At 72.5% G+C, this 24630-nt stretch carries 25 protein-coding genes and 2 pseudogenes; 12 read left to right on the top strand and 15 right to left on the bottom strand.

What is annotated here, in order from left to right; genetic code table 11:
• Positions 1 to 225: 225 nt before the first annotated feature.
• From ACFWRO_RS09940 to ACFWRO_RS09925, 4 genes and pseudogenes are all read right to left on the bottom strand, one after another.
• Positions 226 to 492: pseudogene (locus tag ACFWRO_RS09940) on the bottom strand (GNAT family N-acetyltransferase); the annotation flags it as partial.
• Positions 493 to 601: 109 nt separating this feature from the next.
• Positions 602 to 763: a hypothetical protein gene (locus ACFWRO_RS09935; protein WP_384506929.1), complete on the bottom strand. Its 162-nt coding sequence runs from the start codon at positions 761 to 763 to the stop codon at positions 602 to 604.
• Positions 764 to 1321: 558 nt separating this feature from the next.
• Positions 1322 to 2189 (bottom strand): annotated as a pseudogene (locus ACFWRO_RS09930) (IS5 family transposase).
• Between the two features lie 45 nt (positions 2190 to 2234).
• The gene (locus ACFWRO_RS09925) at positions 2235 to 3464 is read right to left on the bottom strand and encodes a hypothetical protein (RefSeq protein WP_384506926.1); all 1230 of its coding nucleotides are present in this window, start codon (positions 3462 to 3464) and stop codon (positions 2235 to 2237) included.
• A 56-nt stretch (positions 3465 to 3520) separates the two neighbouring features.
• Here ACFWRO_RS09925 and ACFWRO_RS09920 point away from each other — a divergent pair, with 56 nt between their 5' ends.
• On the top strand, positions 3521 to 4429 hold the full coding sequence (locus ACFWRO_RS09920) for an arginase family protein (protein WP_384506923.1): 909 nt from the start codon (positions 3521 to 3523) through the stop codon (positions 4427 to 4429).
• A 107-nt stretch (positions 4430 to 4536) separates the two neighbouring features.
• On the opposite strand, the gene ACFWRO_RS09915 is transcribed toward ACFWRO_RS09920, so the two are convergent.
• Together ACFWRO_RS09915 and ACFWRO_RS09910 are read right to left on the bottom strand one after the other, a co-directional pair.
• Entirely contained in the window at positions 4537 to 4713 is a 177-nt protein-coding gene (locus tag ACFWRO_RS09915; RefSeq protein ID WP_384506920.1) for a hypothetical protein, read from the bottom strand.
• A 95-nt stretch (positions 4714 to 4808) separates the two neighbouring features.
• On the bottom strand, positions 4809 to 5345 hold the full coding sequence (locus tag ACFWRO_RS09910) for an NUDIX hydrolase family protein (protein ID WP_384506917.1): 537 nt from the start codon (positions 5343 to 5345) through the stop codon (positions 4809 to 4811).
• A 199-nt stretch (positions 5346 to 5544) separates the two neighbouring features.
• On the opposite strand from ACFWRO_RS09910, the gene ACFWRO_RS09905 reads away from it, so the two are divergent.
• Positions 5545 to 6822: a serine hydrolase domain-containing protein gene (locus tag ACFWRO_RS09905; RefSeq protein ID WP_384506914.1), complete on the top strand. Its 1278-nt coding sequence runs from the start codon at positions 5545 to 5547 to the stop codon at positions 6820 to 6822.
• Positions 6823 to 6837: 15 nt separating this feature from the next.
• Here ACFWRO_RS09905 and ACFWRO_RS09900 read toward each other — a convergent pair whose 3' ends face one another.
• Both ACFWRO_RS09900 and ACFWRO_RS09895 read right to left on the bottom strand, forming a co-directional pair.
• Entirely contained in the window at positions 6838 to 7698 is an 861-nt protein-coding gene (locus ACFWRO_RS09900) for an alpha/beta fold hydrolase (protein ID WP_384506912.1), read from the bottom strand.
• 650 nt (positions 7699 to 8348) lie between these two features.
• Complete coding sequence (locus tag ACFWRO_RS09895) at positions 8349 to 9041, bottom strand: metal-dependent transcriptional regulator (protein ID WP_362007208.1); 693 nt, start codon at positions 9039 to 9041, stop codon at positions 8349 to 8351.
• Between the two features lie 160 nt (positions 9042 to 9201).
• Between ACFWRO_RS09895 and ACFWRO_RS09890 the strand changes: the two genes are divergently transcribed.
• Positions 9202 to 9969 carry an SIS domain-containing protein gene (locus ACFWRO_RS09890; RefSeq protein ID WP_384506909.1) on the top strand — a complete coding sequence of 256 codons (768 nt, stop codon included), beginning with the start codon at positions 9202 to 9204 and terminating at the stop codon, positions 9967 to 9969.
• Positions 9970 to 9999: 30 nt separating this feature from the next.
• On the opposite strand, the gene ACFWRO_RS09885 is transcribed toward ACFWRO_RS09890, so the two are convergent.
• Positions 10000 to 11214, bottom strand: a complete 1215-nt coding sequence (locus ACFWRO_RS09885) for a sensor histidine kinase (protein WP_384506906.1) — start codon at positions 11212 to 11214, stop codon at positions 10000 to 10002.
• The gene (locus ACFWRO_RS09880) at positions 11211 to 11873 is read right to left on the bottom strand and encodes a response regulator transcription factor (RefSeq protein WP_384506903.1); all 663 of its coding nucleotides are present in this window, start codon (positions 11871 to 11873) and stop codon (positions 11211 to 11213) included. The genes ACFWRO_RS09885 and ACFWRO_RS09880 overlap by 4 nt, the downstream gene beginning before the upstream one ends.
• A gap of 88 nt (positions 11874 to 11961) precedes the next feature.
• Here ACFWRO_RS09880 and ACFWRO_RS09875 point away from each other — a divergent pair, with 88 nt between their 5' ends.
• The 4 genes from ACFWRO_RS09875 to ACFWRO_RS09860 all read left to right on the top strand — a co-directional run bounded on the left by ACFWRO_RS09875 (position 11962) and on the right by ACFWRO_RS09860 (position 15537).
• Positions 11962 to 12489 (top strand): hypothetical protein, encoded by a 528-nt coding sequence (locus ACFWRO_RS09875; RefSeq protein ID WP_384506900.1) that lies wholly within the window; start codon positions 11962 to 11964, stop codon positions 12487 to 12489.
• Complete coding sequence (locus ACFWRO_RS09870) at positions 12486 to 13547, top strand: peptidoglycan-binding protein (RefSeq protein WP_384506897.1); 1062 nt, start codon at positions 12486 to 12488, stop codon at positions 13545 to 13547. The genes ACFWRO_RS09875 and ACFWRO_RS09870 overlap by 4 nt, the downstream gene beginning before the upstream one ends.
• Positions 13544 to 14260 carry an ABC transporter ATP-binding protein gene (locus ACFWRO_RS09865; RefSeq protein WP_384506894.1) on the top strand — a complete coding sequence of 239 codons (717 nt, stop codon included), beginning with the start codon at positions 13544 to 13546 and terminating at the stop codon, positions 14258 to 14260. The genes ACFWRO_RS09870 and ACFWRO_RS09865 overlap by 4 nt, the downstream gene beginning before the upstream one ends.
• Positions 14261 to 14352: 92 nt before the next feature.
• Positions 14353 to 15537 (top strand): ABC transporter permease, encoded by a 1185-nt coding sequence (locus tag ACFWRO_RS09860; RefSeq protein ID WP_384507192.1) that lies wholly within the window; start codon positions 14353 to 14355, stop codon positions 15535 to 15537.
• Positions 15538 to 15560: 23 nt separating this feature from the next.
• Here the strand turns inward: ACFWRO_RS09860 and ACFWRO_RS09855 are convergent, their stop codons facing one another.
• Complete coding sequence (locus tag ACFWRO_RS09855; RefSeq protein WP_384506891.1) at positions 15561 to 16970, bottom strand: PAS domain-containing protein; 1410 nt, start codon at positions 16968 to 16970, stop codon at positions 15561 to 15563.
• A gap of 522 nt (positions 16971 to 17492) precedes the next feature.
• Here ACFWRO_RS09855 and ACFWRO_RS09850 point away from each other — a divergent pair.
• From ACFWRO_RS09850 to ACFWRO_RS09840, 3 genes are read left to right on the top strand one after another with little or no spacing between them, the layout of a single operon-like run.
• The gene (locus tag ACFWRO_RS09850; protein WP_384506887.1) at positions 17493 to 17906 is read left to right on the top strand and encodes a DUF3995 domain-containing protein; all 414 of its coding nucleotides are present in this window, start codon (positions 17493 to 17495) and stop codon (positions 17904 to 17906) included.
• A 40-nt stretch (positions 17907 to 17946) separates the two neighbouring features.
• Positions 17947 to 18450: an RNA polymerase sigma factor gene (locus tag ACFWRO_RS09845; RefSeq protein WP_384506884.1), complete on the top strand. Its 504-nt coding sequence runs from the start codon at positions 17947 to 17949 to the stop codon at positions 18448 to 18450.
• A complete protein-coding gene (locus tag ACFWRO_RS09840) occupies positions 18447 to 18896 on the top strand; it encodes a hypothetical protein (RefSeq protein ID WP_384506881.1) in 450 nt (149 codons plus the stop codon). Before ACFWRO_RS09845 ends, ACFWRO_RS09840 begins: the two co-directional genes overlap by 4 nt.
• A 15-nt stretch (positions 18897 to 18911) precedes the next feature.
• On the opposite strand, the gene ACFWRO_RS09835 is transcribed toward ACFWRO_RS09840, so the two are convergent.
• Genes ACFWRO_RS09835 through ACFWRO_RS09825 form a run of 3 tightly spaced genes read right to left on the bottom strand, consistent with a single transcriptional unit; the run spans position 18912 to position 21533 of the window.
• Complete coding sequence (locus tag ACFWRO_RS09835; RefSeq protein ID WP_384506878.1) at positions 18912 to 19757, bottom strand: ABC transporter permease; 846 nt, start codon at positions 19755 to 19757, stop codon at positions 18912 to 18914.
• Positions 19754 to 20728, bottom strand: a complete 975-nt coding sequence (locus ACFWRO_RS09830; RefSeq protein WP_384506875.1) for an ABC transporter ATP-binding protein — start codon at positions 20726 to 20728, stop codon at positions 19754 to 19756. The genes ACFWRO_RS09835 and ACFWRO_RS09830 overlap by 4 nt, the downstream gene beginning before the upstream one ends.
• 1 nt (position 20729) lies before the next feature.
• Positions 20730 to 21533 carry an ABC transporter permease gene (locus tag ACFWRO_RS09825; RefSeq protein WP_384506872.1) on the bottom strand — a complete coding sequence of 268 codons (804 nt, stop codon included), beginning with the start codon at positions 21531 to 21533 and terminating at the stop codon, positions 20730 to 20732.
• 148 nt (positions 21534 to 21681) lie between these two features.
• On the opposite strand from ACFWRO_RS09825, the gene ACFWRO_RS09820 reads away from it, so the two are divergent.
• Positions 21682 to 22560 (top strand): winged helix-turn-helix transcriptional regulator, encoded by an 879-nt coding sequence (locus ACFWRO_RS09820; protein WP_384506869.1) that lies wholly within the window; start codon positions 21682 to 21684, stop codon positions 22558 to 22560.
• Here ACFWRO_RS09820 and pdxH read toward each other — a convergent pair.
• Complete coding sequence (gene pdxH, locus ACFWRO_RS09815) at positions 22552 to 23223, bottom strand: pyridoxamine 5'-phosphate oxidase (RefSeq protein ID WP_384506866.1); 672 nt, start codon at positions 23221 to 23223, stop codon at positions 22552 to 22554. The genes ACFWRO_RS09820 and pdxH overlap by 9 nt on opposite strands.
• Before the next feature lie 228 nt (positions 23224 to 23451).
• Here pdxH and ACFWRO_RS09810 point away from each other — a divergent pair, with 228 nt between their 5' ends.
• The gene (locus ACFWRO_RS09810) at positions 23452 to 24561 is read left to right on the top strand and encodes a citrate synthase 2 (RefSeq protein WP_384506863.1); all 1110 of its coding nucleotides are present in this window, start codon (positions 23452 to 23454) and stop codon (positions 24559 to 24561) included.
• The last annotated feature ends 69 nt before the right edge of the window (positions 24562 to 24630 follow it).

Raw genomic sequence — 24630 nt, 5'->3', positions numbered from 1 at the left:
AATCGCGGCACGCGAGCGGTGGTTCGATTCCGAACCAGGCGGCGTTCCGCCGGGCGGCCTACAGCGGGGACGGGCCGGGCGTGCGGGCCCGCCGCCGGCCTCCGCCCGCACGCGCCCCGCCGGCGGTCGATCCGCCAAGATCCACCGGCCAGGCCCTAGGGCGTGTATCGAAAGCACGGACAGGCCGGGCGGGGTGATGTCCCGGTCCGGCCCGTCCGCTCTCTGCTAAAGGTCGAGCTGATACTGGTGTGTCGTGTGCGTGGGCGTGTAGCCGAGACCGTCGTTGACCCGTCGCATGTGCGCGTTGCTGTCGGCGGTGTCGGTCAGGAGGCCACCGAGGTCCGGATAGTCCCTGTGGGCCTGTCGGATCGACTCGGCCTTCATCCATCGGCCGAGGCCGTGACCTCGGTGCTCGGGCAGCACCCCCGTGCCGTAGTGCTGGCCCTCACCTGTGCCGTTGCCGGGGATGACGAGTTCGGTGAAGGCGGCGACGAGCCGCAGAGTTGAGCTCGGCCGCCTCTTGGCTGACCCCTGACCTGACACGACCTCTGAGACGGCGAAACGCCGTGGCATGCCGGGGCGTTTCGTGCGTGCGCTCAGTTCAGCGCAAGCCGTCTGTGTCGTCGTACTCTTCGCCGATTGGGAGTGGCCGACGGTCCTCCCCCGGGTCATCGCTGTAGATGGCCGCGGAGACCGCGCTGTCGTAGGCATCGTCGAGACCGTTACCGCTTGCGCCGAGTATGTTCTCCCAGTCAATTCCCATACATACGAGCCTACCCGTAGTGTTCGAGGAACCGAGCTATGTGGGCGTTGAGCTCGTCCGCCTGGGCAAAGATCGCAGCTTCCTCTCCTGGGAGGATGGGCGGCGCGGTCGGCCTCGTCATCGGGCTAGGGTCCGTTCACTCGTGGCGGTGACTACGGCTGTTGAGTTCTCCACGCTGGCAGCCCAGCGCCCGATCGCGGACTCCTGGCGCTGGGTAAGCCCGGGGTCGGCGGCCAGGGCGCGGGCCGTGCGGGCGAGGCGGCCGATCACCACATGCTGGTCGTGCGAGAGCTTCCGCAGCGCTGCGGCATCCAACGTCCGGTGGGCGAGGCGCAGGGCCTCGCCGAGCCCTAGGTGTTCTGCCTCGGGAGGTTGTGGACGGCTGGGCAGTTGAGTCCTACCGGTCGGTGCAGTCGCGTGCATGCTGAAGCCACTGCTGCGTGTAGTTGAAGCGGGCGGTCGTACCGTGGACGATCCGACCGAGGAGGTTCTGCACGACCTGCTGTCTGAGATGGCGGGAGGCGTTGCCGTGGACCCCGATGCCTTTTCAGTGGAGGATTACAGCCACTCGTTGATCGCCGCGACCAGGACTGTCGCCTCGTAGCGGACAGCGAGCTTGTCGTACCGCGTGGCGACACCTCTTGAGGCGGTTGATCCCACACTCGACCGCGTGGCGCTCACGGTAGTCGGCCGGGTCGAAGCGCGGCGGCCGGCCGCCGCGGGAACCGAGCCTTCGGCGGTTGCGGGCCTGGTCGGCCTTGTCCGGGATGGTGCAGCGAATCCCGCGGCGGCGCAGGTAGCCGCGGTTCCTGCGGGAGGCGTACGCCTTGTCGGCCCGCACGCGGTCGGGGCGGACGCGTGGCCGTCCCGGACCGATGCGGGGCACGCGGATCTTGTCCAACACGGGTTCGAACTGCGGCGAGTCGCCGCGCTGCCCGGCCGTGATCACGATCGACATGGGTTTCTGACCCTGCTCGACGGCCAGGTGCAACTTGGTGGTGAACCCGCCGCGTGAGCGACCCAGTCCGTGATCCTCGGGTTCGGTGAACACACCGCCTGGCGGTTCCCTCTGCAGGTCACCCTGCCTGCGGGCCCCAGCCGCATGCCGATGAGCACGACAGACCGTGGAATCGAGGCTCAGGTCCCACGTGATCCTCCCCTTCGCGTCGGCCAAGGACTGCAGCCGGGTGAAGACCTGATGCCAGGTGCCGTTCCGCTGCCACCGGCGGAACAAGTCGTAGACCCGGCCCCAAGGCCCGTACTCGACGGGCATGTCCCGCCACGGAACCCCTGTACGGACCCGAAACCGTATGCCATCGATCAACCGCCGCCGAGGCCAGACAGGTGGCCGACCCGCCTTCGTGCCCTTCGGCAACAACGGCTCCAGCACCGCCCACTGCTCGTCCGTGAGATCTCCCCGACCCATGAACCGTGATCATCCACAGCACAAGATCCACTTTCGACACACAGCCTAGTCCTGCCAGTAGAACAGCAGCGCCCCGACCGTGAGGGGCCCGCGGCCGCCGAAGTAGTAGACGCAGAGGCCCGTGACGCGGATCGTGCCGGTCTCCACGTCGATCCAGCGGAAGCCCGCCCGTTCGAGTGCCTGGCGGGCGGCGGCGTAGTCGTCGGAGTCCTCCTCGTAGCCCTCCTCCTCGTCCGTGGCGAAGGGGCCCAAGGTGCTGATCAGGACGCGGCGCCCGGCGGCCTCGATGACGTGGTACGTCCCGTCCCCCTGCTGGTTGTCCTCGCCGCAGGAGACCGGGGGCTTCGGCGCGAGGCCCGCCTCCGTGAGGGCGGCCGTCGCGCGGCGGAGCTGGTCGTCGACGTCGGGGCGGGCGGGCGGGTCGGTGCACAGGGCCTCGATCCGCCACCGCGGGTCGCTCGTGGGCTCGCAGCCGGGGGCGTACTCGTGGACGATCGCGGCGCGGAGTTCCTCGTCCAGGCCCTCGACCTCGACGCGGGGGCGGCCCAGGCGGTCGTACAGAGATCGGGTCTCCGCCGCGTCCTCGGTGACGCCGTGGAGTGCGTACGCCGCCCACAGCTTCGCCTCGGTCGTCGGCGCCTCGCCGATGTAGGCGCGCAGGCGGTCCGCGTCGTCCGCGAACCACTGGGCGCGGTGTGCGACCCGCCGGTCCGGGTCCGCGAGGGCGTCGGTCACGTCCTCGTCGGCGCGGTAGCGCATCCGGAGGCGGAAGAGGCGGTCCTCGGGTCGGTCCGTGCCCACGGCGGCGAGGATCGTGTCCACGCCGTGCCGGTCGACCAGACCATCCAGACCGGCCTCGCCGACGGCACGGTCGCACTGCCACGGCGACGCGGCGAGGGTCACCAGGTCGTGCGCGGCCGTGCGGTCGCCGAGCAGGCCCCGCGCCTTGAGGAACGCCTCGGGCATGCCGTACGAGGTGTCGCTCCCGCGGTCGTCGTGGCGCAGCCAGGGCAGCAGCTCCTCCCGGTCCGCGAGCAGGTCGAGGAGGTCCCGGCGCACCTCGGCCGCGTCGTGCGCGTCTCGGATGCGGGCGGTCAGCTCGGGGACGTACCGCTCCGGGACCCGGCCGGTCAGCGCGATCACGCAGGGGCTCCGGCGCCACCACGGGTGGCTGTGGTCGGCCACGTACCGGGCCAGCGTCGGGGCGTCGACCTCAAGGAGGCCCGCGGTGTCGGCCCTTCCGGCCTGCGGGATCAGCGTCTCGATGCTTCGCATTCGGGGAGGCTACTGCTCCTCCCGCGCCTGTCGGCCGTCTGCGCCACCATGGACGTATGGCAGCCGTCGAGGTGGCGATCGTAGAGGCGCCGTCCGTGCTCGGGTTGTGGCCGTCCGGGGTTCAGGAGCTGCCCCGGGCGCTGCTCGACGCCGGTCTTGGCCACCGTCTCGCCGGGGTCGTGCGGGCGGGGAGGGTGGAGGCGCCCCTGTACGACCCGCGGAGGGACGCGGCGACGGGGGTTCTGAACCCGGACGGGATCGCCCGGTACTCGGTGCTGCTCGCGGACGCCGTGGGCGCGGCCCTCGATCGTGGGCGGTTTCCGCTCGTTCTCGGCGGGGACTGCAGCATCCTGCTCGGGAACCTGCTCGCCCTGCGCCGCCGGGGGCGGTACGGGCTGCTCTTCCTGGACGGGCACACCGACTTCTACCAGCCGGAGGCCGAGCCGAGCGGCGAGGTGGCCTCGATGGAGCTGGCCATCGCCACCGGCCGCGGACCCAAGCTGCTGGCCGACCTTGAGGGGCGCGGGCCGCTCGTCCGGGACGAGGACGTCGTCGCCTTCGGGTTCCGCGACGCCGACGAGTCCGCCGCCGACGGGATGCAGCCGCTGCCGGCGGGGCTGTACGCCCTGGACCTGGACGACGTCCGAGCGGCCGGCGCCGCCGATGCCGCGCGGGGCGCGGTCGAGCGGCTCACCGGGGGTGCGGTGGAGGGGTATTGGGTGCACCTCGACGTGGACGTCCTCGACGACGCGATCATGCCGGCCGTGGACTACCGCCAGGCCGGTGGGCTGAGCTGGGCCGAGCTGGAGGACGTACTCACCGCCGCGCTGTCCGACGACCACGCCGTCGGCTTCGACGTGACGATCTTCAACCCTCGGCTCGACCCGACCGGCACCCTCACGGACCGGCTGACGGAGTGCCTGGCAGCGGGCCTGCGGCAGGGCCTGGCGGCCCGGGGGCCGTAGCCCGACCCGCGCTCAGTGCGGCGAACACCCGACCCGCTCAGTGCGGCGAACAGAGAGCTCCGGGAGGCGCTGGCCTCCCGGAGGGCGGGCCGGGCCGGCGTGGTCCGTTACTTGATGACCTCGACCTTCTTCTCGCCGGCGCTCTTCACGAGCTTGACCGTGCCCGTCTCGCGGCTGCTCGCGCTCGCGGCGCCGTCGGAGTCCTGGGCCGCGAGGCCGACGACCGCGGCGGCGGCCACGGTGGCGAGGGCGAGGGTGGTCGCGGCGATGATCTTCTTCGTCATGGGGTCCTCCCGTGGGCGGTGCGGTGTGAGGGTGCCGTGAACGTATCGCGCGAACGCCGGTGAGGAAAAGGGGAGTTGGCGCGGGCACGGGAGCCTCAGTACGCGTGGCCGACGTACGCCAGGGCCTGCTTGAGCAGGAGGCCCCGGCCGCCCGGCATCTCGTTCTGGACGGCCGGGGACGCGGCCTCCTGGGGTGAGAACCAGACGAGGTCCAGGGCGTCCTGACGGGGGCGGCAGTCGCCCGACACCGGGACGACGTACGCGAGGGCCACGGCGTGCTGGCGCGGGTCGTGGTAGGGGGTGACGCCCGCCGTGGGGAAGTACTCGGCGATCGTGAAGGGCTGGAGGGAGGACGGGACGCGAGGGAGGGCCACCGGGCCGAGGTCCTTCTCCAGGTGCCGGAGCAGCGCGTCACGGACCCGCTCGTGGTGCATCACGCGGCCGGACACCAGGGTGCGGCTGATCGTTCCGTCCGCCCCGATGCGCAGCAGCAGTCCGATGCTGGTCACCTCGCCGCTGTCGTCCACACGAACGGGGACAGCCTCGACGTACAGGATCGGCATCCGCGCGCGAGCACTGTCGAGCTCGTCCGTGGTCAGCCATCCGGGCGTGAATTCGGTCGTGTCAGACATCGCTTGATCATACTTTTCGGTGGCCGTTCCGCGTCGGAACACGACACCAACGGCGGGTGGCCCTACGGAATCCACTCCGCCGGGCGAGTGGACTCACCGGGGCGGCGGGCGGAGGAAGGGGGACGGGCGAGGGCGCGGGGGTCACGTTGGCCGTCCGGACCGTGAGTTCCGCACTCTGAACTGGAAGAGACGCCTCGCCATGCGCCGTACCCCCGCCCGCCGGCTGCTCGCCGCCACAGCCGTGCTCGTCGCCTCCGCGCTGGCCCCGGTGGCCGCCGTTCCGGCGACTGCCGCCACCAGTACCACCGGCGCCGCCCTCCCCGCTTCCGCCCCCTTCGACCACGGCGACACCAGCGCCGGGCCCGCGTCCGGCCCCGGCCCCACCGGCGGCTTCTCGCCCGAGTTGACCGCCCGGCTGGACAAGGTCATCGAGGACGCCCGTGTGCAGGCCGGGATCCCCGGCCTCGTCGCCGGGCTCTGGATGCCCGGCAAGGGGCGCTACGTCCGCGCGACCGGCGTCGCCGACAAGGTCACCGGCGAACCGATGTCCACCGACGTCTTCCTGCGGATCGGCAGCGAGACCAAGACCTTCACGGTCACCGCACTCATGAAGCTCGTCGACGACGGCAGGATCAAGCTCGACGACCCGATCGCCAAGTACATCGCGGGCGTCCCGAACGGCTGGAAGATCACCCTGCGCAACCTCGCCGAGATGCGCAGCGGCCTCTTCCCGTACACCGATGACGCGGACTTCCAGCAGGACCTGCTGTCCGACCCGAGCCGGTACTTCTCCCCGCACGAGGTGCTCGCGTACGGCTACAAGCACAAGAACCCCGCCGAACCGGGGAAGGTCTTCCAGTACTCCAACAGCAATCTGATCCTGCTCGGCCTGGTGGTCGAGAAGGTCAGCGGGCACCGGCTCGTCGACTTCCTGGAGAAGCGGGTGCTCCGCCCGGCCAAGCTGCGGCACACGCTGCTGCCGGAGGGGCCCGAGTTCCCCGAGCCGCACCCGCGCGGCTACACCAACCAGACGCTGAGCGGCCAGGTCACCGACGCCACCGACTGGAACCCCAGCTGGGCGTGGGCGGCCGGGGCGATGATCTCGAACCTGGAGGACCTGCGCCGCTGGGCGAGGATCGTCGCCACCGGCGAGCTGCTCAGCCCGGAGACCCAGGCGCAGCGGCTGAAGTTCCTGCCGATCGGCGTCCCTGGCACCAGCTACGGCCTCGGCATCATGAACAGCGGCGGCTGGATCGGGCACAACGGCTCCATCCCGGGGTACGAGACCGTGACCGTCTACCTGCCCTCGCAGAAGGCCACCCTGGTCCTGATGCTCAACACCGACATCACGAGCCAGGGCCAGGAGCCGAGTTCGCTGGTCGCCCGCGCGATCACGCAGGTCGTGACGCCGGACAACGTCTATGACCGGCCTGTGCCCCCGCGCGTGGCCGCACCCGCCGTGCTCCCTACGAGCTGAGGCCGTACTCGTACATCACGAGGTGAGGACGCCTTCCAGGAACGGCTCGATCGCCGTGCGCCAGGCGTCGGGGTGGTCGTAGTGCAGGAGGTGGCCGGCGTCCGGGATCTCCGCGTACGCCCCGCGCGGGAGGACGCGGACCATCTCCTGGGCCTCGGCGCGGCCCAGCTCGCCGTCCAGGCCGCGGACCACGAGCGTGGGGCAGCGGACCTGGGCGAGCGAGTCCCAGTGGGCGTCGTGGACCCAGGTCTCGCGGGAGGTCAGCATCTGGGCCGGGTCGAAGACCGGGTGCCAGCCGTCGGGGCGCTCGGTCATCACCTCGGCGAAGAACTCGCCGCGCGCCGGGTTCGGCCGCTCGACCCAGGGGTCGTCCACGCCGAACCACTGCCGCACCGCGTCGAGCGAGGCGAAGGGCGCCGGCCAGCGGCGGAACCAGTCCGTCCACTCGCGCTGCGAGGCGGCCCCGAGGGCGGATGCCCGCATGTCGCAGATGACCAGGGCACGGACCAGGTCGGGGTGCTCGGCCGCGAGCTGCCAGGCGGTGAGGGCGCCCATGGAGTGCCCGACGAGGGTGACGGGGCCGAGGCCCAGCTGCTCGACGGCGGCCGCCGCGTCCGCGACGTACGCCTCGCGCGTGAAGGGGCCCCCGGCGGGCTTGTCGCTGCTGCCGTGACCTCGCTGGTCGAGGGCGACGACCCGATGCCCCTCGGCCAGCCAGCCGGCCGTGGGGGCCCAGTGCGAGGCGTTCCCCATCAGGCCGTGGAGGAGTAACACCCCGGAACCGGTGGCCCCGGCCATTGCTGTCCGCTCTTCCGTGTACTCCCAGGCAGCCAGGCGTACGCCGTCGGCCCCGGTGACGTCGAGACGTCGCACCATGTTCCCTGGCACCCCCTCTTTCCCATCGAGCGTGTCGAGCCCCGCCAGACTATCGAACCCATATTCGAAAATGGGGTTCTGCCACGTAACACCCCTCGTTCGAGTGACCGCACTCAAGGATTGACGCGCGCCGCCGAGGGGAGATCTTCAGCGGGAGGCGGACCGCTCGGGGAAAACGGTCCGAGGGGAATGACCCTGGGAGCTCGGGGCTCCGGGTCAGCACAGGGGAGGACAGGCCCCGGCGCCCATGGGCGCCGGGGCTCCTTGTCTCCTGACGCACCGCCCCCGACGACTCCATCACACCCACCCCTCCCCGGCCCACGACCCCGCCCTACGACCCGGCCTACGAACCGACCCCAGCGTGGCACGCCGAGGGCGCGGGCGTGGCGATTCCGCCGTAAAACGGGCCGGGCACACGCGACGGGGTGTACGGGACCCGGAGCTGGGCGCGCGACGGAGGCGTACGGGACCCCGCAACTCGCGCCCCGCCGGGACCCGCGCCGCCGAGCCTCGCGAGGCGGGCTTGACCCTCGCAAGGCGGCCTTGGTCCTCGCGGGGGCGGGCCTGATCCTCGCGAGGCGGGCTTGGTCCTCGCGAGGCGGGCTTGGTCCTCGCGAGGCGGGCCTTGGGAGGCCCTGCCGCCCCAGGTCCTAGCGCTTCGCCACGAAGACGTGCGCCGCGACCTCCGCGTCCAGCTCGGCCGCCTCGCCGCTGCTGCCGACCAGGACGCCGCCCGCCGACTCCGTCACGCTCACCACGGAACCGGGCTGCACGCCCGCCCGACGCAGCGTGTACATCAGCTGGGCGTCCGTCTGGATCGGCTCGCCGATCCGGCGGACGATCACCGTCTTGCCGTCCGCGCCCGCGTCCAGGTCGGCGAGCGAGACCATGGAGTCGTCCAGGAAGGACTCCGCCTCGGCCTTCTCGCCCAGCTCCTCCAGGCCCGGGATCGGGTTGCCGTACGGCGACTCCGTCGGGTGCCGGAGCAGCTCGAGAACGCGCCGCTCCACGGCCTCGCTCATCACGTGCTCCCAGCGACAGGCCTCCGCGTGGACCTGCTCCCACTCCAGGCCGATCACGTCGACGAGGAGACACTCGGCCAGGCGGTGCTTGCGCATCACGCGCGTCGCGAGGCGGCGGCCCTCGTCGGTCAGCTCCAGGTGCCGGTCGCTGGCGACCGCGACCAGACCGTCCCGCTCCATGCGGGCCACGGTCTGGCTCACCGTGGGGCCGCTCTGGTCCAGCCGCTCGGCGATGCGAGCGCGCATGGGGACCACGCCTTCCTCTTCGAGCTCGAGGATGGTGCGGAGATACATCTCCGTGGTGTCGATCAGTCCGGACATACGTGCCCCTCGATGAGTCGTGCGCTGGCCCTGCACCAATTCTGACTCATCCCACCGACAACCGTGCCGCGCGGGGGAAACGCCGGGCAAAGACGGTATTGACAGAGCAATGGTCCAGACCGCACGGTGATCCGCGACACGACGACAAGGAGCTTCGGTAATGGGCGACAGCGCGCGCGAGTCCAAGCTGGCAGGGCAGTTCTTCGATGCCGCGATCGGCCTGCTCCAGCAGGTCCGCGACCAGGACTCGGAGGAGATCGCCGCCGCCGGGACCGCGATCGCCGAGGCCGTCGCCGCCGGCGGCCGGCTCTTCGCCTTCGGCGCCGGCCACTCCTCGCTGGCCGCCCAGGACGTCGTCTACCGGGCGGGCGGCCTCGCCCTCATGAACCTGCTGGCCGTCCCCGGGGTCGTCGGCGTCGACGTCATGCCGGCGACGCTCGGCTCGGCCCTGGAGCGCGTGGACGGCCTCGCGGGCGCGGTGCTCGACTCCTCGCCCGCCAAGGCCGGCGACGTCCTGATCATCATCTCCCTCTCCGGCCGCAACGCCCTGCCGGTCGAGATGGCGATGAACGCCCGCGCCCTGGGCCTGACGGTGATCGGCGTCACCTCGGTGGCGTACGCGACGGAGACGAAGTCCCGGCACGTCTCGGGGACGTACCTGAAGGACCACTGCGACATCGTCCTCGACTCGCGGATCGCGGTCGGCGACGCCGAACTGACCCATGAGGGCATCGAGGCCCCGTTCGCCCCGGCCTCGACGGTCGTCACCAGCGCCCTGATGCAGGCCACGATGGCCGCCGCGGCCGAGGAACTGGTCCGCCTGGGCATCGAGCCGCCCCTCCTCCGCTCGGGCAACGTCGACGGCGGCCACGAGTGGAACGGCCGCGTGATGACGGAGTACCGCGACCGGATCTTCTTCCGGCACTGAGCCACCGAGCCCACGCACTGCGCCCCTCCCTCAGCCGGTGACCCGGCCGAAACGCACACCGACCGTCAGCCCGCCGCCCTCCGGGTTGGCGGTCGCGGTCGGGGTCGCGCCGTGGGCGCGGGCGATGGAGTCGACGATCGAGAGGCCGAGGCCCACGCCCTCGCCGGGGGCCTGGGTGCGGGCGGAGAGGCGGCGGAAGGGTTCGAAGAGGAGGGGGACGGTCTCGGGCGGGACGACCGGTCCGGTGTTCGTGACCTCGATGCCCTCGGGTCCCGTACGGACCTCGACGCGGCCGCCCGGGACGTTGTGCCGGACCGCGTTCGCCACCAGGTTGTGCGCCAGCCGGTCCAGGAGCACCGCGTCGCCGCTCACCAGCAGGGGCCGGGCGTCCACCACGACGTCGATCCCGCGCTCGGCCGCCTCGGCGGCGAGGGCCTCCGCCGCCCGCGCGGCGACCTCGTGCAGCGCGACCGGGCGCCGCTCCCGCAGCCCCTGGTCGCAGGAGGCGAGCAACAGCAGGCCCTCGATGGTCCGTTCGCTGGTGTCGGCGACCTCGATGAGCTTCTCCCGGATCCGGGCGACCCGCTCCGGCCCCGGGTCCCCCGCGAGGCCGATCTCGGCGGCCGCCCGCTGCACGGCGACCGGGGTCCGCAGCTCGTGCGCCGCGTTCGCAGCGAACCGCTGCTGGGCCGACATCAGCCGCTCCATCCGCCCCAGCATCTCGTCGAAGGTGTCCGCGAGGCGCTTCAGCTCCCCCGGCGGCCCGCCGAGGGCGATCCTCTCGTGCAGGTTCTCCCCGGAGAGGCGGCGGGCCGTGTCCGTGATCACCGCGACCGGGCGCAGCACCCGGCCCGCCATCCACCAGGCGAGGGCGACGGAGAGGACGGCGTACGCGGCGAGGACGAGCAGCGAGACCGTGAGGAGGCGTTCGAGCGCGGCGCTCTCGGCCGCGTCGCTCAGCGTCCGGGTGATCGCCAGGCCCTGGGTCGGGACCGTGGGCATGGCCTCCTTCCACGCCGGGCTGTGCGTGGTCGCGACGGTCGGCAGGTCCTGGAGGCGCTGCGCGGGCACCGCGGTCGTCATGGCCACGCTGATCGACGAGTACAGGCCCTCCTTCACCAGGAAGTACACGACCCCGGTGAGCAGCGCGCCCGCCAGCAGGAGCAGCCCGCCGTAGAGGGCCGTGAGGCGGGCTCGTTCGCCGGCCATGGCGGCCCGCAGCGACAGCATCACGCGCGCCCTCATGACGCGACGATCCGGTAGCCGGCGCCCGGCACCGTCTCCACCACCGGTGGCTCACCGAGCTTCGCGCGGAGCTTGCTCAGGGTCACCCGTACCGCGTTCGTGCGGTAGCTGGTGTGCTCCTCCCACACCTGCTCGATCAGGTCCTCACCGCTCACCACGGCCCCCTCGGCCCGCAGCAGCGCCTCCAGGACCGCGAACTCCTTCCGCGACAGGTGCAGGTGCCGGCCGTCGCGGCTGGCCTGGCGGCGGGCGGTGTCCAGGACGATCCCGGCCCGTTCCAGGACCGGCGGCAGCGCGGGCCTGGCACGCCGGCCCAGGGCGAGGACGCGGGCGAGCAGCTCGTCGTACGCGAAGGGCTTGGCCAGATAGTCGTCGGCGCCTAGGCCGAGCCCCTCGACCCGGTCCCGTACCGTTCCGGCGGCCGTCAGCATCAGGACCCGGGTCATCAGGCGCTGGTCGACCACGCGGCGGCAGACGTCGTCGCCGTGGATCCCGGGCAGGTCGCGGTCGAGGACCATGACGTCGTACTCGCCGAACTGAAGCTTCCGCAGCGCCTCCAGGCCGTCGGCCGCGACGTCCACGGCGAGCGCGTCGCGGCGCAGCCCCTCGGCGATCATCTCGGCGAGAAACGCCTCGTCCTCCACCACCAGTACACGCATGGCCCCTGTCTATCCGACCCGGGCTTTCGTCTCCGTAAACCGATCCGCGTAGAGAAACGAAACCCCTCGGGCGCGCACGCTGCCGCCCATGACGATCACCGGACGTACCCGACCTGCCCGACGTACCCGAGAGACCTTCCAGCTGGCCGCGGCCGTCTCCATCGCCGCGCTCGCCCTGCTGACCACGGCCTGCACCGCCGACGGCGGTGGGAAGAAGGCCGGCGGCGAGAGCGTGAGCGACGAGGGCAAGAAGGCCGACCAGGCCCTGGAGCACCGCAAGTGCCTGCGCGAGCAGGGCCTCGACGTGCCCGAGCCCAAGCCGGGCGAGGAGGGTGTCGGGCTGACCATCGGCGGCGACGGCATGTCGAAGGAGAAGATGGAGAAGGCGTTCAAGGCCTGTCAGGGCAAGGGCGGCGCCGGCATGGGCAAGGAGCCGACCCAGGCCGAGAAGGACAAGATGATCAAGTACGCCCAGTGCATGCGGAAGAACGGCTTCGACATGCCCGATCCGACCTTCGGCGGCGGCGGGATGACGGCGGCGCGGCCGATACCGCAGGGCGAGGAGGCCAAGAAGTTCGAGAAGGCCAACAAGGCGTGCGAGAGCGTGTCGCGATGAGCCGACGCAAGCTCGTGGCCGCCCTGGCGACCATCGTCGTCGTCGCGGGCGGCGGGGTCGCGGTGACCGCGCTCGCCGCCCCCGAGGAGCGCCAGGCCGCGGCGGACTCGGAGCGGCCGCCCGCGACGGTCCCGATCACCCGGGGCGACCTGAGCGACAGCTCCCAGCAGGACGGCACGCTCGGCTACCTCGGCGAGCGGAAGATCAACGGCGGGCCTTCCGGGATCCTCACCCGGGTCGCCCCGACCGGCTCGACCGTCGCGCGCGACGAGCGGCTGTACGAGGTCGACGGCAGGCCCGTCCGCCTGATGTACGGCGCCGAACCCATGTACCGGACCCTGAAGACCGGCGACAATGGCAACGACGTCCGGCAGCTGGAGGAGAACCTGGCCGCCCTCGGCTACGTCGGCTTCACCGTCGACGAGGAGTACACGGCGAAGACCGCCGCCGCCGTCAAGCGCTGGCAGAAGTCGCACGACCAGAAGCAGACGGGGACGGTCGGCCCCGACGCGATCGCGTTCGCCGGGAGCGCGGTGCGCGTCAAGGAGGCGGGGGCCGCGACCGGCGACCAGGTGGGGCCCGGCCGGCCGGTGCTGACCGTGACCGGCTCCGAGCGGGTCGTGCGGTTCAAGATGCCGGTCGCGGACGCCGGTTCGGCGAAGACCGGGACCCGGGTCACCGTCCAGCTCCCGGACGGGACGACGGCGCCCGGCAAGGTGTCGTCCGTGGGGAAGACCGCCTCGTCGGGCGACGACCCGCAGGACCGCACCCCGAAGATCGACATCACGGTCTCCTTCGACGCGCCGGGCAAGGTCACGGGCGTGGACCAGTCCCCGGTCACCGTCGACCTCACCGGGGAGACCAGGAAGAACGTGCTCTCCGTCCCCGTCAACGCGCTGCTCGCCCTGCCGGGCGGCGGCTTCGGCATCCAGGTAGTCGACGGCGGCGGGCGGACGCGGGACGTCCGGGTCGAGCTCGGGATGTTCGGCCAGGGCCAGGTGGAGATCAGCGGGGACGGGCTGCGCGAGGGCATGAAGGTCGGGGTGCCGTCCGTATGAGTAGTACGAGTACCGGAACCAGTACGGGTGCTGTCGTCAGGCTCTCCGGCGTCACCAAGGAGTACGCGGGCGGCGTCCGGGCCCTCGACGGCGTGGACCTCACCGTCGGCACGGGCGAACTGCTCGGGATCGTCGGCCCGTCCGGGTCCGGCAAGTCCACCCTGCTGCACATCGTCGGCACCCTGGACCGGCCCAGCGCCGGGACCGTGGAGATCGCCGGGCACGACGTGGCCGCGCTGACGGACCGCCGGCTGTCCGCCCTGCGGGCGCGCCACATCGGCTTCGTGTTCCAGGCCTTCCACCTGGTGCCCGGGGTCGGCGCCCTGGAGAACGTCGCCGAGGGGCTGCTGTACTCGGGGCTCCCCCGGGCGCGGCGGCGCGCGCTGGCCGCCGAGGCGCTCGCTCGCGTCGGGCTCGCCGACCGGATGAAGCACCGCCCGCACGAGCTGTCGGGCGGCCAGAAGCAGCGCGTCGCCATCGCCCGCGCGGTGGTGGGCGAACCCGACCTGCTCCTGGCCGACGAGCCGACGGGCGCGCTCGACTCGGCGTCCGGGGAGGCGGTGATGGACCTGCTGCACGACCTCAACGGGCACGGCGCGACGATCGCGGTCATCACCCACGACGCGGAGATCGCCGGCCGACTGCCCCGCCAGGTCCGGATCCGCGACGGGCGCGTCGTGGCGGACACGGCGCGCGGAAAGGTCGCGGCGTGAGCGCGCGGGGCCTGCCCGGCGAGGGCGATGGCGATGGCGACCGCAGGGACCGCACGGAGCCAACCCCCGGTGCCCGCCGGGCGCGGCGGGCGCTGAAGGCCGCGCGGCTCGGGCCCCGGGATGTGCTGCACGTCGGTTCGGCCGGGTTGCGCAGCCGGCCCGTGCGGGTGGTGCTCTCGGCGCTCGGGATCGCCATCGGGATCGCCACCATGATCGCGGTCGTGGGCATATCGGCGTCCAGCCAGGCCCAGTTGATGCGGCAGCTCGACGCGCTCGGCACGAACATGCTGGTGGCCAAGCCGGGTGAGGGGATGTTCAGCGGCCAGGAGGTCAAACTGCCCAAGGACGCCGTGGGCATGGTCGGCCGGATCGACGGCGTCGAGGAGGTCGGCGCGACCGCCGACCTCGACCGCACCGTCCGGCGCTCCGAGAAGATCCCCGAGGGCGAGACGGGCGGGATCGCCGTCAAGGCCGCCACGGAACGTCTGCTCGCCGCCCTGCGCGGCGGCACGGCGTCCGGCACCTGGCTGAACGCCGCCAACGGCCGCTACCCGTCCGTGGTGTTGGGCCATGTCGCGGCCGAACGACTCGGCATCACCGAGCCCGGCCGGCAGGTCTGGATCGACGACCGGTACTTCACGGTCGTCGGCATCCTCGACCCGCTGCCGCTCGCGCCCGAGATCGAGCGCGCGGCGCTGGTCGGCTGGGAGGGCGCGCAGAAGCTGCTCGGCTTCGACGGGCACCCGACGGCGGTGTACGAGCGGTCCACCGACGCGTCCGTACGGGACGTCCAGCGGCTGCTCGCCCCGACGATCGACCCGGAGAACCCGCAGAACGTGTCCGTCGGCGACCCGTCGGCGGCGCTCCAGGCGAAGGCGGCGACCGAGGGGGCCTTCTCCACGCTGCTGCTCGGCCTCGGCGGGATCGCCCTGCTCGTGGGCGGGGTGGGCGTGGCGAACACCATGATCATCTCGGTCCTGGAACGCCGCCACGAGATCGGCCTGCGCCGCTCCCTGGGCGCGACCAGGGGCCAGATCAGGATCCAGTTCGTCACGGAGTCCCTGATGCTGTCGGGCCTCGGCGGCCTGGCGGGCGTGGCCCTGGGCGGCGCTGCGACGGGCGTGTACGCGTACATGGGCGGCCTGCCGTGGGTGGTGCCGCCGTGGGCGGTGGGCGGCGGCTTCGGCGCGACGCTGGTGATCGGGACGGTGGCGGGCCTCTACCCGGCGGTACGGGCGTCGAGGCTGTCCCCGACGCTGGCGCTGCACGCGGCGTAGGGGGCTGGAGGGGGGGCGGCGCCTCAACGCGAGGCCGAACCGCCCCCCGTACCCGTCCCCGTACCGCTGCCCGTACCCGTGCCGCCCGAACCCGTCCCCGTACCCGCCGCCAGCGCCGCCGCGAGATCGAGCGAGGCCGCGACCCGTCCCGCCACGGCCTCCGCGAACACCGCGTCCGGGCGCTCGAAGGGTGTACGGGACGCGGAGCGGAGGAAGGTCACGGCGCCGACCGTGCGGCCGCGGCTGCGCAGGGGCAGGCAGAGGGCGTGGAGGGCGTCGCGCGGCCAGAGGCGCTCGGTCGCCCAGTCCTCGGCCGCCTGCGAACCGGCGGCGGCGGTCGCGGACGCCCGCACCGGTCCCGTACGGGAGAGGGCCTGGTGGACGGGGTGCCCCGAGGGATAGCGCAGCGGGATGCCCCCGCCCGCGACCGGCACGACGGGCCCCGGCTCACCCGCCGGTGTCGTGGCCACCCGCACGAGGCGCCGCTCGCCCGCCGCGATGTCGACCAGGGCGTGATCGGCGAAGCCCGCGAGGGCGAAGTCGAGGAGGACCGTCGCCGCCTCCCTCGGGTCCTCGCACTCGGCGGCGACGGCGCCGGCCCGGTGCAGCTGGCTGTACCGGAACCGCAGCCGGTCCGCCTCCTGCTCTGCGAGGCGCTCCTCGGTGACGTCCTGGAACAGCCAGCCCACGCCCAGCGGCACCGGCTCCTCCGCGAGCGGCGACGCGAGGCGCACGAAACCGCTGCGCCAGCACCGGCGTTGCTCGCCGTCCGCCGTCCGCAACGTCACCCACACCTCGGCGGGCGCCTTCGGCGCGCCCTCCGCGAGGACGTGCTCCAGGGCGGACTCCAGCTCTTCCAGGCCCTGCGCGACGACCTCCCCGAGCGGCCGGCCCAGCATGGTCGTCCGCCCGGCGCGCATCGCCCGTGCCGCGTACCCGTTGACGACGGCCGGGCGCAGGTCCACGTCGACGAGGACGACGCCCCAGGACGCCTCCTCGAAGAGCGCCTCGCTCAGCGCGATCGAGCGCTCCAGATCGATCTGGGCGTGCACCTCGCTGAACGCGCAGTACACCCCGGCGGGCTTGCCGTCCGCGCCGCGCACCCCGGCCGACTGCGTCCGTACGAGTACGCGGCCGCCGTCCTTCCGCACCAGCGCGAACTCGTGCACGAGCCGGCCCGGCGCGTCCATCGCGGACATCAGCCGCGCGAGCGCCTCGGCCGCGTCGGCGGGCCGCGCCGCCCACCCCTCGAACCCCCGCCGCCCGACGGCCTCCCCGGCCGACCAGCCGAGGATCCGCTCGGCCTCCTTGTTCCAGTGCGTGACGGTCCCGTCGGCATCGAAGGCACAGAGCGCCGCGTCCATCCCGTCGAGGAGCGCGGCGAGCAGATCTTCCCCCGGCACAGACGTGGTCCCACCCCTGGCAGCACTCATCCCGGCAACCCCCTGCAGGACGGTGTACGCACGTGCATCTGCACGCCTCCGATCATTCAACTCGAACGTGACGCAGAACACACCCCGTTCCACGAAAACGTTGCGCCCCGGAAACGAACGGGCGGGATGCCGCCGTCGGGTCGCGGCGAATAAATCGCTTGAGGCTTCGCGGGAGGGTTCCTAGGCTGTGGAGCACACGCTGAAAGGAGGTGATCCGAGAACATGGTTTCTTTTCGGATTCGTGAGGTGACTGCGGGCTAACGGCCTGCCGTCGCACTCTGTGCACCTCGGCAGGTCACCTGCCGAAAACCACGCAGTCACCCGACCCGTGGGCCGCCGGTGAGTCCGGCCGGCTCCCGTCCGAACTCGAGCGGACGGGACCAAGGCCCACGGGTCGTCTGCGTGTCCGGGCCATCCCGGCCCGATCCCGGCCCGCCCCCGGCGTGACGGGGGTCACAGGGAACGTCTGCCCTTCTCTCCGCCTCCTGTGGGTGTCGGATGTCGTGACGGAGGGGGACAGTCATGGTTGTCGGTGGAGCCCGGGTGGGTGCCGCGGTGCTCGCCGTGCTCGCGGCGGTGCACGTCTACTGGGCCTGTGGCGCGACCTGGCCCGCCGCCGACGAGCGGGGGCTCTCGCTCGCCGTGCTCGGGAGCGTCGTGTCCTTCGGGCCGGTCGTCACCCTGCCGCTCGCCGTCCTAGAGGGGGTCGCGAGCGCCGGGGTGTACGCGTACGTCCGCGACCCGCGCAGGAGGCTCGCGCGGCTCGTCACCGGCGCCTTCGCCGCCGGGCTGCTGCTGCGCGGGGCCGTCGGGGTGGTGTGGGCGGTCTTCGGCAAGGACGGGTCCGGGGCCGTGTTCCCCTGGCTGAACGCGCTCGTCTACACGCCCCTGTGCCTGGGGCTCGGCCTGGCGGTGCTCCGTGATCTCCGGCGCTGAACGGGAGCGAGAGCAGGAACGGGAGCGAGACCGGGAACGGGTGCGAGACCGGGAGCGCGCCGTCGCGCTCGTGCGGGCCGCCCGGCGCGGCGACACGCTCGCCCTGCACGACCTCCTCGACCACCTCACCCCGTACATCGCCCGCATCTGCCGGCCGATCGCGCTCGACGACGGCCCGGACGCCACGCAGGAGGCCCTGATCGCCGTGTTCACCCGGCTCAGGTCCCTGCGCGAGCCCGAGGCGGTCTACGGATGGGTGCGGACCATCGCCGTACGCGAGGCGGTACGGGTGGCCGGGCGGGCGGCCCGTGACCGGCCGGCCGAGCTGGCCGACGTACCCGAGCGGGGCGATCCCCAACTGGCCGCCGATGTCGGCGACGTACTGTCCCGGCTCTCCCCGAAACACCGGGCCGTCCTGGTGCTGCGCGACGTCGAAGGGCTCGACGAGGAGTCCGCGGCGGCCGTGCTCGGCGTTCCGGCCGGCACCGCGAAGTCCCGGCTGCACCGGGCCCGGCAGAGTTTCCGAAGGGCGTGGAACGGATGACCCAGAGCAACGTGGGACGGCTGCGCGTCATGGCCGCCGGGGTCCGGGGGGCGTACGTCGTCGAGCGGGTGCTGCCCGCCCCGTTCGACGAGGTGTGGGCCGTGATGCGCGATCTCGAAGGGGGCTTCGGGGAGTTCCAGCCCGACATGCGGTCCGTACGCGTCCTCCGGGTCGACGGCGACCGCGTCGAGGCGCTGGCCCGCAGCCGGTACGGCTTCCGCGCCCGGTTCCACGGGGTCCTGCGGCCCGGCTGGTGCTGGCTGCAGAGCCGGTTCCTCGTCGTCGGGATGGCCGCGGAGGCGGCGGACGACGGCCGGACGAGGGTCGCGCTCACCGGCGGCGTACGCGTGCCCGGCCGCCCCCGCCTCGTGCCGTTCGGGGCGCGCCGGGAACTGGAGACGGCCATGGCGCGGCTCGCGGAACTCGTGACGTACGAAAGCCCTTAGGCCAGGGAGAGTTCGCTAGGCCAGGGAGAGCCTGCCCGTGCGCTGGGCGCGGGCCTCGCCCACGCGGAGGATCACCGCCGACGCCCCGAGGAGTACGGCGCTCAGGGCGGTCAGGCCGAGGAGGGTCGGGGCGAGGTCGGTCAGGGTGCGGTGTTCCAGGAGGGCGCCTCGGACCGCGATCAGGCTGCCTGTGAGCGGGAAGACCGCTCCCACCAGCTGGATCGCCGCCGGCAGGGCGAAGTTCGGGAGGCGGACTCCCGAGACGAACCAGAGCGGCTCGTCCAGGATCGTGTACAGGAACGCCGAGTCACGCGAGAAGACCAGCACGCTGTTGAGGAACGTGCCCCACGCGACCGCCGGGATCAGCAGCGCCAGGACGACGATCCCGTACATCCACCAGGCCGACACCGACAGCGCCCCGAAGCCGGTGAGCGCGGCGACGGCGAAGCAGGTGAGCAGCCAGGCGTTCTGGAGCAGGGCCCCCGCGCCGTTCGCGACCATGAGGGTGAGGCGGCCCGCCGGGGAGAGGAAGAGGAGCTCCAGGGTGCCGGTGGAGCGCTCGAAGGAGAAGTGCCAGGCGCTCTGGACGAGCGAGAAGAAGAAGGCGTACGCGAGCGTCCCGGTGGCCAGGAACGCCAGGAGGCGTTCCGGGTCGGCGGCCGTCGGCCAGTTCGCGGCGGCCGGGGACGCGGTGGCCACCGGGCGCAACGTGTAGTAGGTCGTGGCCAGTTGGAGCAGCGGCCAGACCAGCATCGAGAAGACGACGAGCGGTTGGCCGAAGAGGCGGCGGTGCTGCTTCAGGGACTCCGCCGCGAAGATCCGGACCGCGTGTCTGAAGGACTGGGTCAGCGCCTGGTTCATACGAGTGCCCCCTCCTCCTTCTCCGCCAGCGCCAAAATCGCGTCCTCCAGGCTCGCCTCCGCGATCTCCAGGCCGCCGATCGAACCGCCCGCCCCGACGATCGCCGCCGCCAACGGGCCCGCCATGTCGTCCGGGTGGCGGAGCGTCAGCAGCTCCCCGCCCCCCGGTTGCGGCTCCCTCGTCGCGCCGAAGCTCGTCGCCACCGCCGCCGTCGCCTCGCCCGGGTTCGTCACCGTCAGGCGGATCGTGCGGTGGCTGCCGGTCGCCGCCTTCAGTTCCGCCGGGCTGCCCTCCGCGAGGTGGCGGCCGGCGGAGATCACGTACACGTGGCCGCACAGCTCCTCCACCTCGGCCAGGTAGTGCGAGGTGAGGAGCACCCCCGTACCCTCCTCCGCGAGCCGCGCCACGACGCGGCGCAGGTCGCGGGCGATCGGGGCGTCCAGGCCGAGGGTGGGCTCGTCGAGGAGGAGGTACGCGGGCCGGTTGATCAGGCCCCGGGCGATGGCCAGGCGCTGGGTCATGCCGCGCGAGTACCGCTCGACGAGCGTGTCCGCCGCGTCCGTCAGGCCCACCAGGCTCAGCAACTCGTCGATACGAGCGGGCAGTTCGCGCTTCGGGACGTCGTACAACTGGCCGAAGTACCAGAGGTTCTCCCGGCCGGTCATCCGGGTGTAGACCATGCGCTCGCCGCCCGCGATGAGGTTGATCCGGCGGCGTACGGCGCGGGCGTCGGCGACCGTGTCGAGGCCGTCGACGGTGACCGAGCCGGACGTCGGGCGGAGCAGCGTGGCCAGGATCTTGATGGTCGTGGTCTTGCCCGCGCCGTTGAGGCCGAGGAGGCCGGTGATCCGGCCGGGCGGGATGTCGAGGTCGAGTCCCGCGACTGCCCGCTTGACGTCCTTGGCGCCGAAGATCCCCTTGGCGCGTACGGGGAAGTCCTTGTGCAGAGAACGGACTTGAATACCCGTCATCTCAGTAGTTCCTCTCGATCGCGCGGGCCTCGGCCCGCGGCAGGTACTTCAGGCCGAGGAGCAGGTACGCGCCGCTCAGCAGCGCGCATACCGCCAGCCGCGGCAGCAGTTCGGGCAGCGAGCCGGCCCCGGTGGTCGCGGCGTGCAGGACGTCCGTCGCCGAGGTCGTCGGCAGCAGTTCGGCGAACCACTGGACCGGCTCCGGCAGATAGGCGCGCGGGAAGGTGAAGCCGCCGACCAGGCCGAGGACGATGAAGACGGTGTTCTGCGAGATGTGCGCCTCACCGGCGGCGATCATCAGCCCGCCCAGCCCCACCGAGAGGGCGAAGACCGCGCCGACCAGGGCGAGGGCGCCGAGGAGCAGGCCGGGCGCGGAGGCGACCGGGACGGCGATGCCCAGCAGGGCGACGACGACGCCGAGGGCGAGGAACTCGACCAGGCTGCTGAGGACCGCGAAGGCCGTGAAGCCCGCGAGGTACGGGAAGCGGCGCGCGGGCGCGATGAGGAGGGCGGCGAGGGTGCCCTGCCGCTGCTCGGTGATCAGCGCCTTCGCGGACCAGAGGATGAGCCGGACCGTGAACTGGAAGGCGGTCGCGCCGACGACGATGTAGGCGAGGTAGGCGGTGGTGCCGCTGCCCTCGGTGAAGTCCTCGGCGACGGCTCCGCCGCCGATGGCGTGGTAGCCGAGGTACGCGAGCCCGATGGCGAGCGCGGCCGGCAGGACCGTACCGACGGCGTACGTCCATGGATAGGCGCGACGGGTCGTCTGCCAGGTGCGCCATGCGGTCGCCCAGGCTGTGGACATGCGGGATTCCCCTCCCCCGAGACCCGCACCGACGCGTGAGTCTCTTTTCGGAACTTACAATGAGTTTCTATCGGGAACTCACTCCGTGCCGCAAGATGGACCGGAAGAAAACCGGGAAACCGGGTACTAGGCCGAAGGAGGAGCGCGCATGGTCCGAGCCGTGCCCGAGCGCGACGCCGCCTGCGCGATCGCCCAGGCCGCCGCCGTCGTCGGCGACTGGTGGAGCCTGCTGCTCGTCCGGGAGACCGCGCGCGGCCGGCACCGCTTCGACGAGCTCCAGGCCGAGCTGGGCATCTCCCGCAAGGTCCTCACCGAGCGCCTCGGCCACCTCGTCGACAGCGGCGTGCTCGACCGCGTGCCGTACCAGGAGGGGCCCGTGCGGTACGAGTACCGGCTCAGCCCCGCCGGGCGCGCCCTGCTCCCCGTCCTGGTCGCCATGCAGGACTGGTCCGACCGCTGGCTGCTCGGCGACGGGAGCCTCACCGCCTCCGCCGACGAGCGCAGCGCCGAGGCCCTCCGCGTCCACGAGCTGCCCGGCACCCGGCTGCCGCGGCTCACCCTGCCCGCGCACACCGGCGCCGAGCGCGACCCGGTGGACCCGGACGCCGCCGCCACCGTGCTCTTCTGCTACCCCGCGACCGGGCGGCCGAGCCCGCTGCCCGACGGCTGGAACGACATCCCCGGCACGGTCGGCTGCACGCTGGAGAACCGGCTGTTCAGGGACGCGTACGAGGACTTCACGGCCGCCGGGATCGCCGTCCACGGCGTCTCGACCCAGCGCCCCGACGAACAGCGGGCCTTCGCCGCCGCCGAGGACATCCCGTTCCCGCTGCTCTCCGACATGGACGCCCGGCTCGCGGCGGCGCTCCGGCTGCCGACCTTCCGCGCCGGCCAGGCGCTCCGGCTCAAGCGGGCCGTGCTCGTCCTGGACCGGGAGCGGGCCGTGCGGCACGTCCAGTTCCCGGTGACCGACATCCCGCACGCGGTCGAGACGGCGCTCAGCCAGGCATCACGGCTCTCAGGGTGAGAGGCGCTCCACCCGCCACTTGTCGGCGCCGTCCTCGGCCCGTACGTACCGCAGCCGGTCGTGCAGCCGGTTCTCGTGCCCCTGCCAGAACTCCACCGTGTCCGGGACGACCCGGAAGCCGCCCCACTCCGGCGGCACCGGCACCTGCTCGTCCGCCGGGTAGCGGGCGGCCAGCTCCTCGTAACGGGCGAGCAGCTCCTCGCGGGACGCGATCACCGAGGACTGGTGGCTGGCCCAGGCGCCCAGCTGGGAGCCGTGCGGGCGGGTGCGGAAGTACGCGACGGTCTCGTCCCGGCCGGTGCGGACCGCCCGGCCCGTGACGATGACCTGGCGGGCCAGCGGGTGCCAGGGGAAGAGCAGCGAGATGTACGGATTGGCCGCCAGCTCGCCGCCCTTGCGGGAGGAGTAGTTGGTGTAGAAGACGAAGCCCGCCGTGTCGTAGTGCTTCAGGAGCACCGTGCGGGAGGACGGCCGGCCGTCGGGCGTCGCGGTCGAGACGACCATCGCGTTCGGCTCGTGGATCGCCGGGCTCGTGGCGACCGCCGTGAACCAGCGCGCGAACTGTTCGATCGGTTCGGGGGCGAGATCGGCCACAGTCAGCTCCGTGGTGCGGTACTGCTCGCGCATGTCGGCGGGATCGAGAGCGTCGGTCACAGGGTTCATCCTGCCGCAGAGGCGCAGTCTGCCCGGCATCGCGGGCCGTTAACCCTTCGTCGCCGGATCGGCGCAGTGTGCCGGATGTCACGCTTCCCCGCATCATCGGAACCGTACAGACTCTTGGGCTGGATGACTGTTGCTTCCCGACCATAGGTCCCCAAAGGCCCCCGAAGGTCCTGGCCGACAGGTCCCGCCCACCGCTGGATGATTGATCATCGATAGAGGAGCCGCCTGATGTCCGACTTCGTACCCGGGCTCGAGGGAGTCGTCGCGTTCGAGACGGAGATCGCCGAACCCGACAAGGAGGGCGGCGCTCTTCGGTACCGCGGCGTCGACATCGAGGATCTCGTCGGTCACGTCTCGTTCGGCAACGTCTGGGGCCTGCTGGTCGACGGCGCGTTCGACCCGGGTCTGCCGCCGGCCGAGCCGTTCCCGATCCCGGTCCACTCCGGTGACATCCGCGTCGACGTGCAGTCCGCGCTCGCCATGCTCGCGCCGGTCTGGGGCCTCAAGCCGCTCCTCGACATCGACGCCGAGCAGGCCCGCGACGACCTCGCGCGCGCCGCCGTCATGGCGCTTTCGTACGTCGCACAGTCGGCGCGCGGCCAGGGCCTGCCGATGGTGCCGCAGAGCGAGATCGACAAGGCGCAGTCGGTCGTCGAGCGGTTCATGATCCGCTGGCGCGGCGAGCCCGACCCGAAGCACGTCAAGGCCGTCGACGCGTACTGGACCTCGGCCGCCGAGCACGGCATGAACGCCTCCACCTTCACCGCCCGCGTCATCGCCTCCACCGGCGCGGACGTCGCCGCGGCGCTCTCGGGCGCCGTCGGCGCCATGTCCGGGCCGCTGCACGGCGGCGCGCCGTCCCGCGTCCTCGGCATGATCGAGGAGATCGAGCGGACCGGCGACGCCACGGCGTACGTGAAGAAGGCCCTGGACCAGGGCGAGCGGCTGATGGGCTTCGGCCACCGCGTGTACCGCGCCGAGGACCCGCGCGCCCGCGTGCTCCGCCGTACGGCGAAGGAGCTGGCCGCGCCGCGCTTCGAGGTCGCCGAGGCGCTGGAGAAGGCCGCCCTGGAGGAGCTGCACAACCGCCGCCCCGACCGCGTGCTCGCGACGAACGTCGAGTTCTGGGCGGCGATCGTCCTGGACTTCGCCGAGGTCCCGGCGCACATGTTCACGTCGATGTTCAGCTGCGCCCGTACCGCCGGCTGGTCGGCGCACATCCTGGAGCAGAAGCGCACGGGCCGCCTGGTGCGCCCGAGCGCCCGCTACACGGGCCCGGGCCAGCGCGACCCGCGCGAGATCGCGGGCTACGCGGACCTGGCGTCGTTCGCGGGCTGAGTCCAGACGGAAGCGGGAAGCAACAGACGACGGACCCGGGGCAGCCCGCACAGCGGCCCCGGGTCCTCG

Source organism: Streptomyces sp. NPDC058579, from assembly GCF_042718575.1.
GTDB lineage: Bacteria > Actinomycetota > Actinomycetes > Streptomycetales > Streptomycetaceae > Streptomyces.
This window is presented reverse-complemented; position numbering and strand designations above follow the sequence as displayed.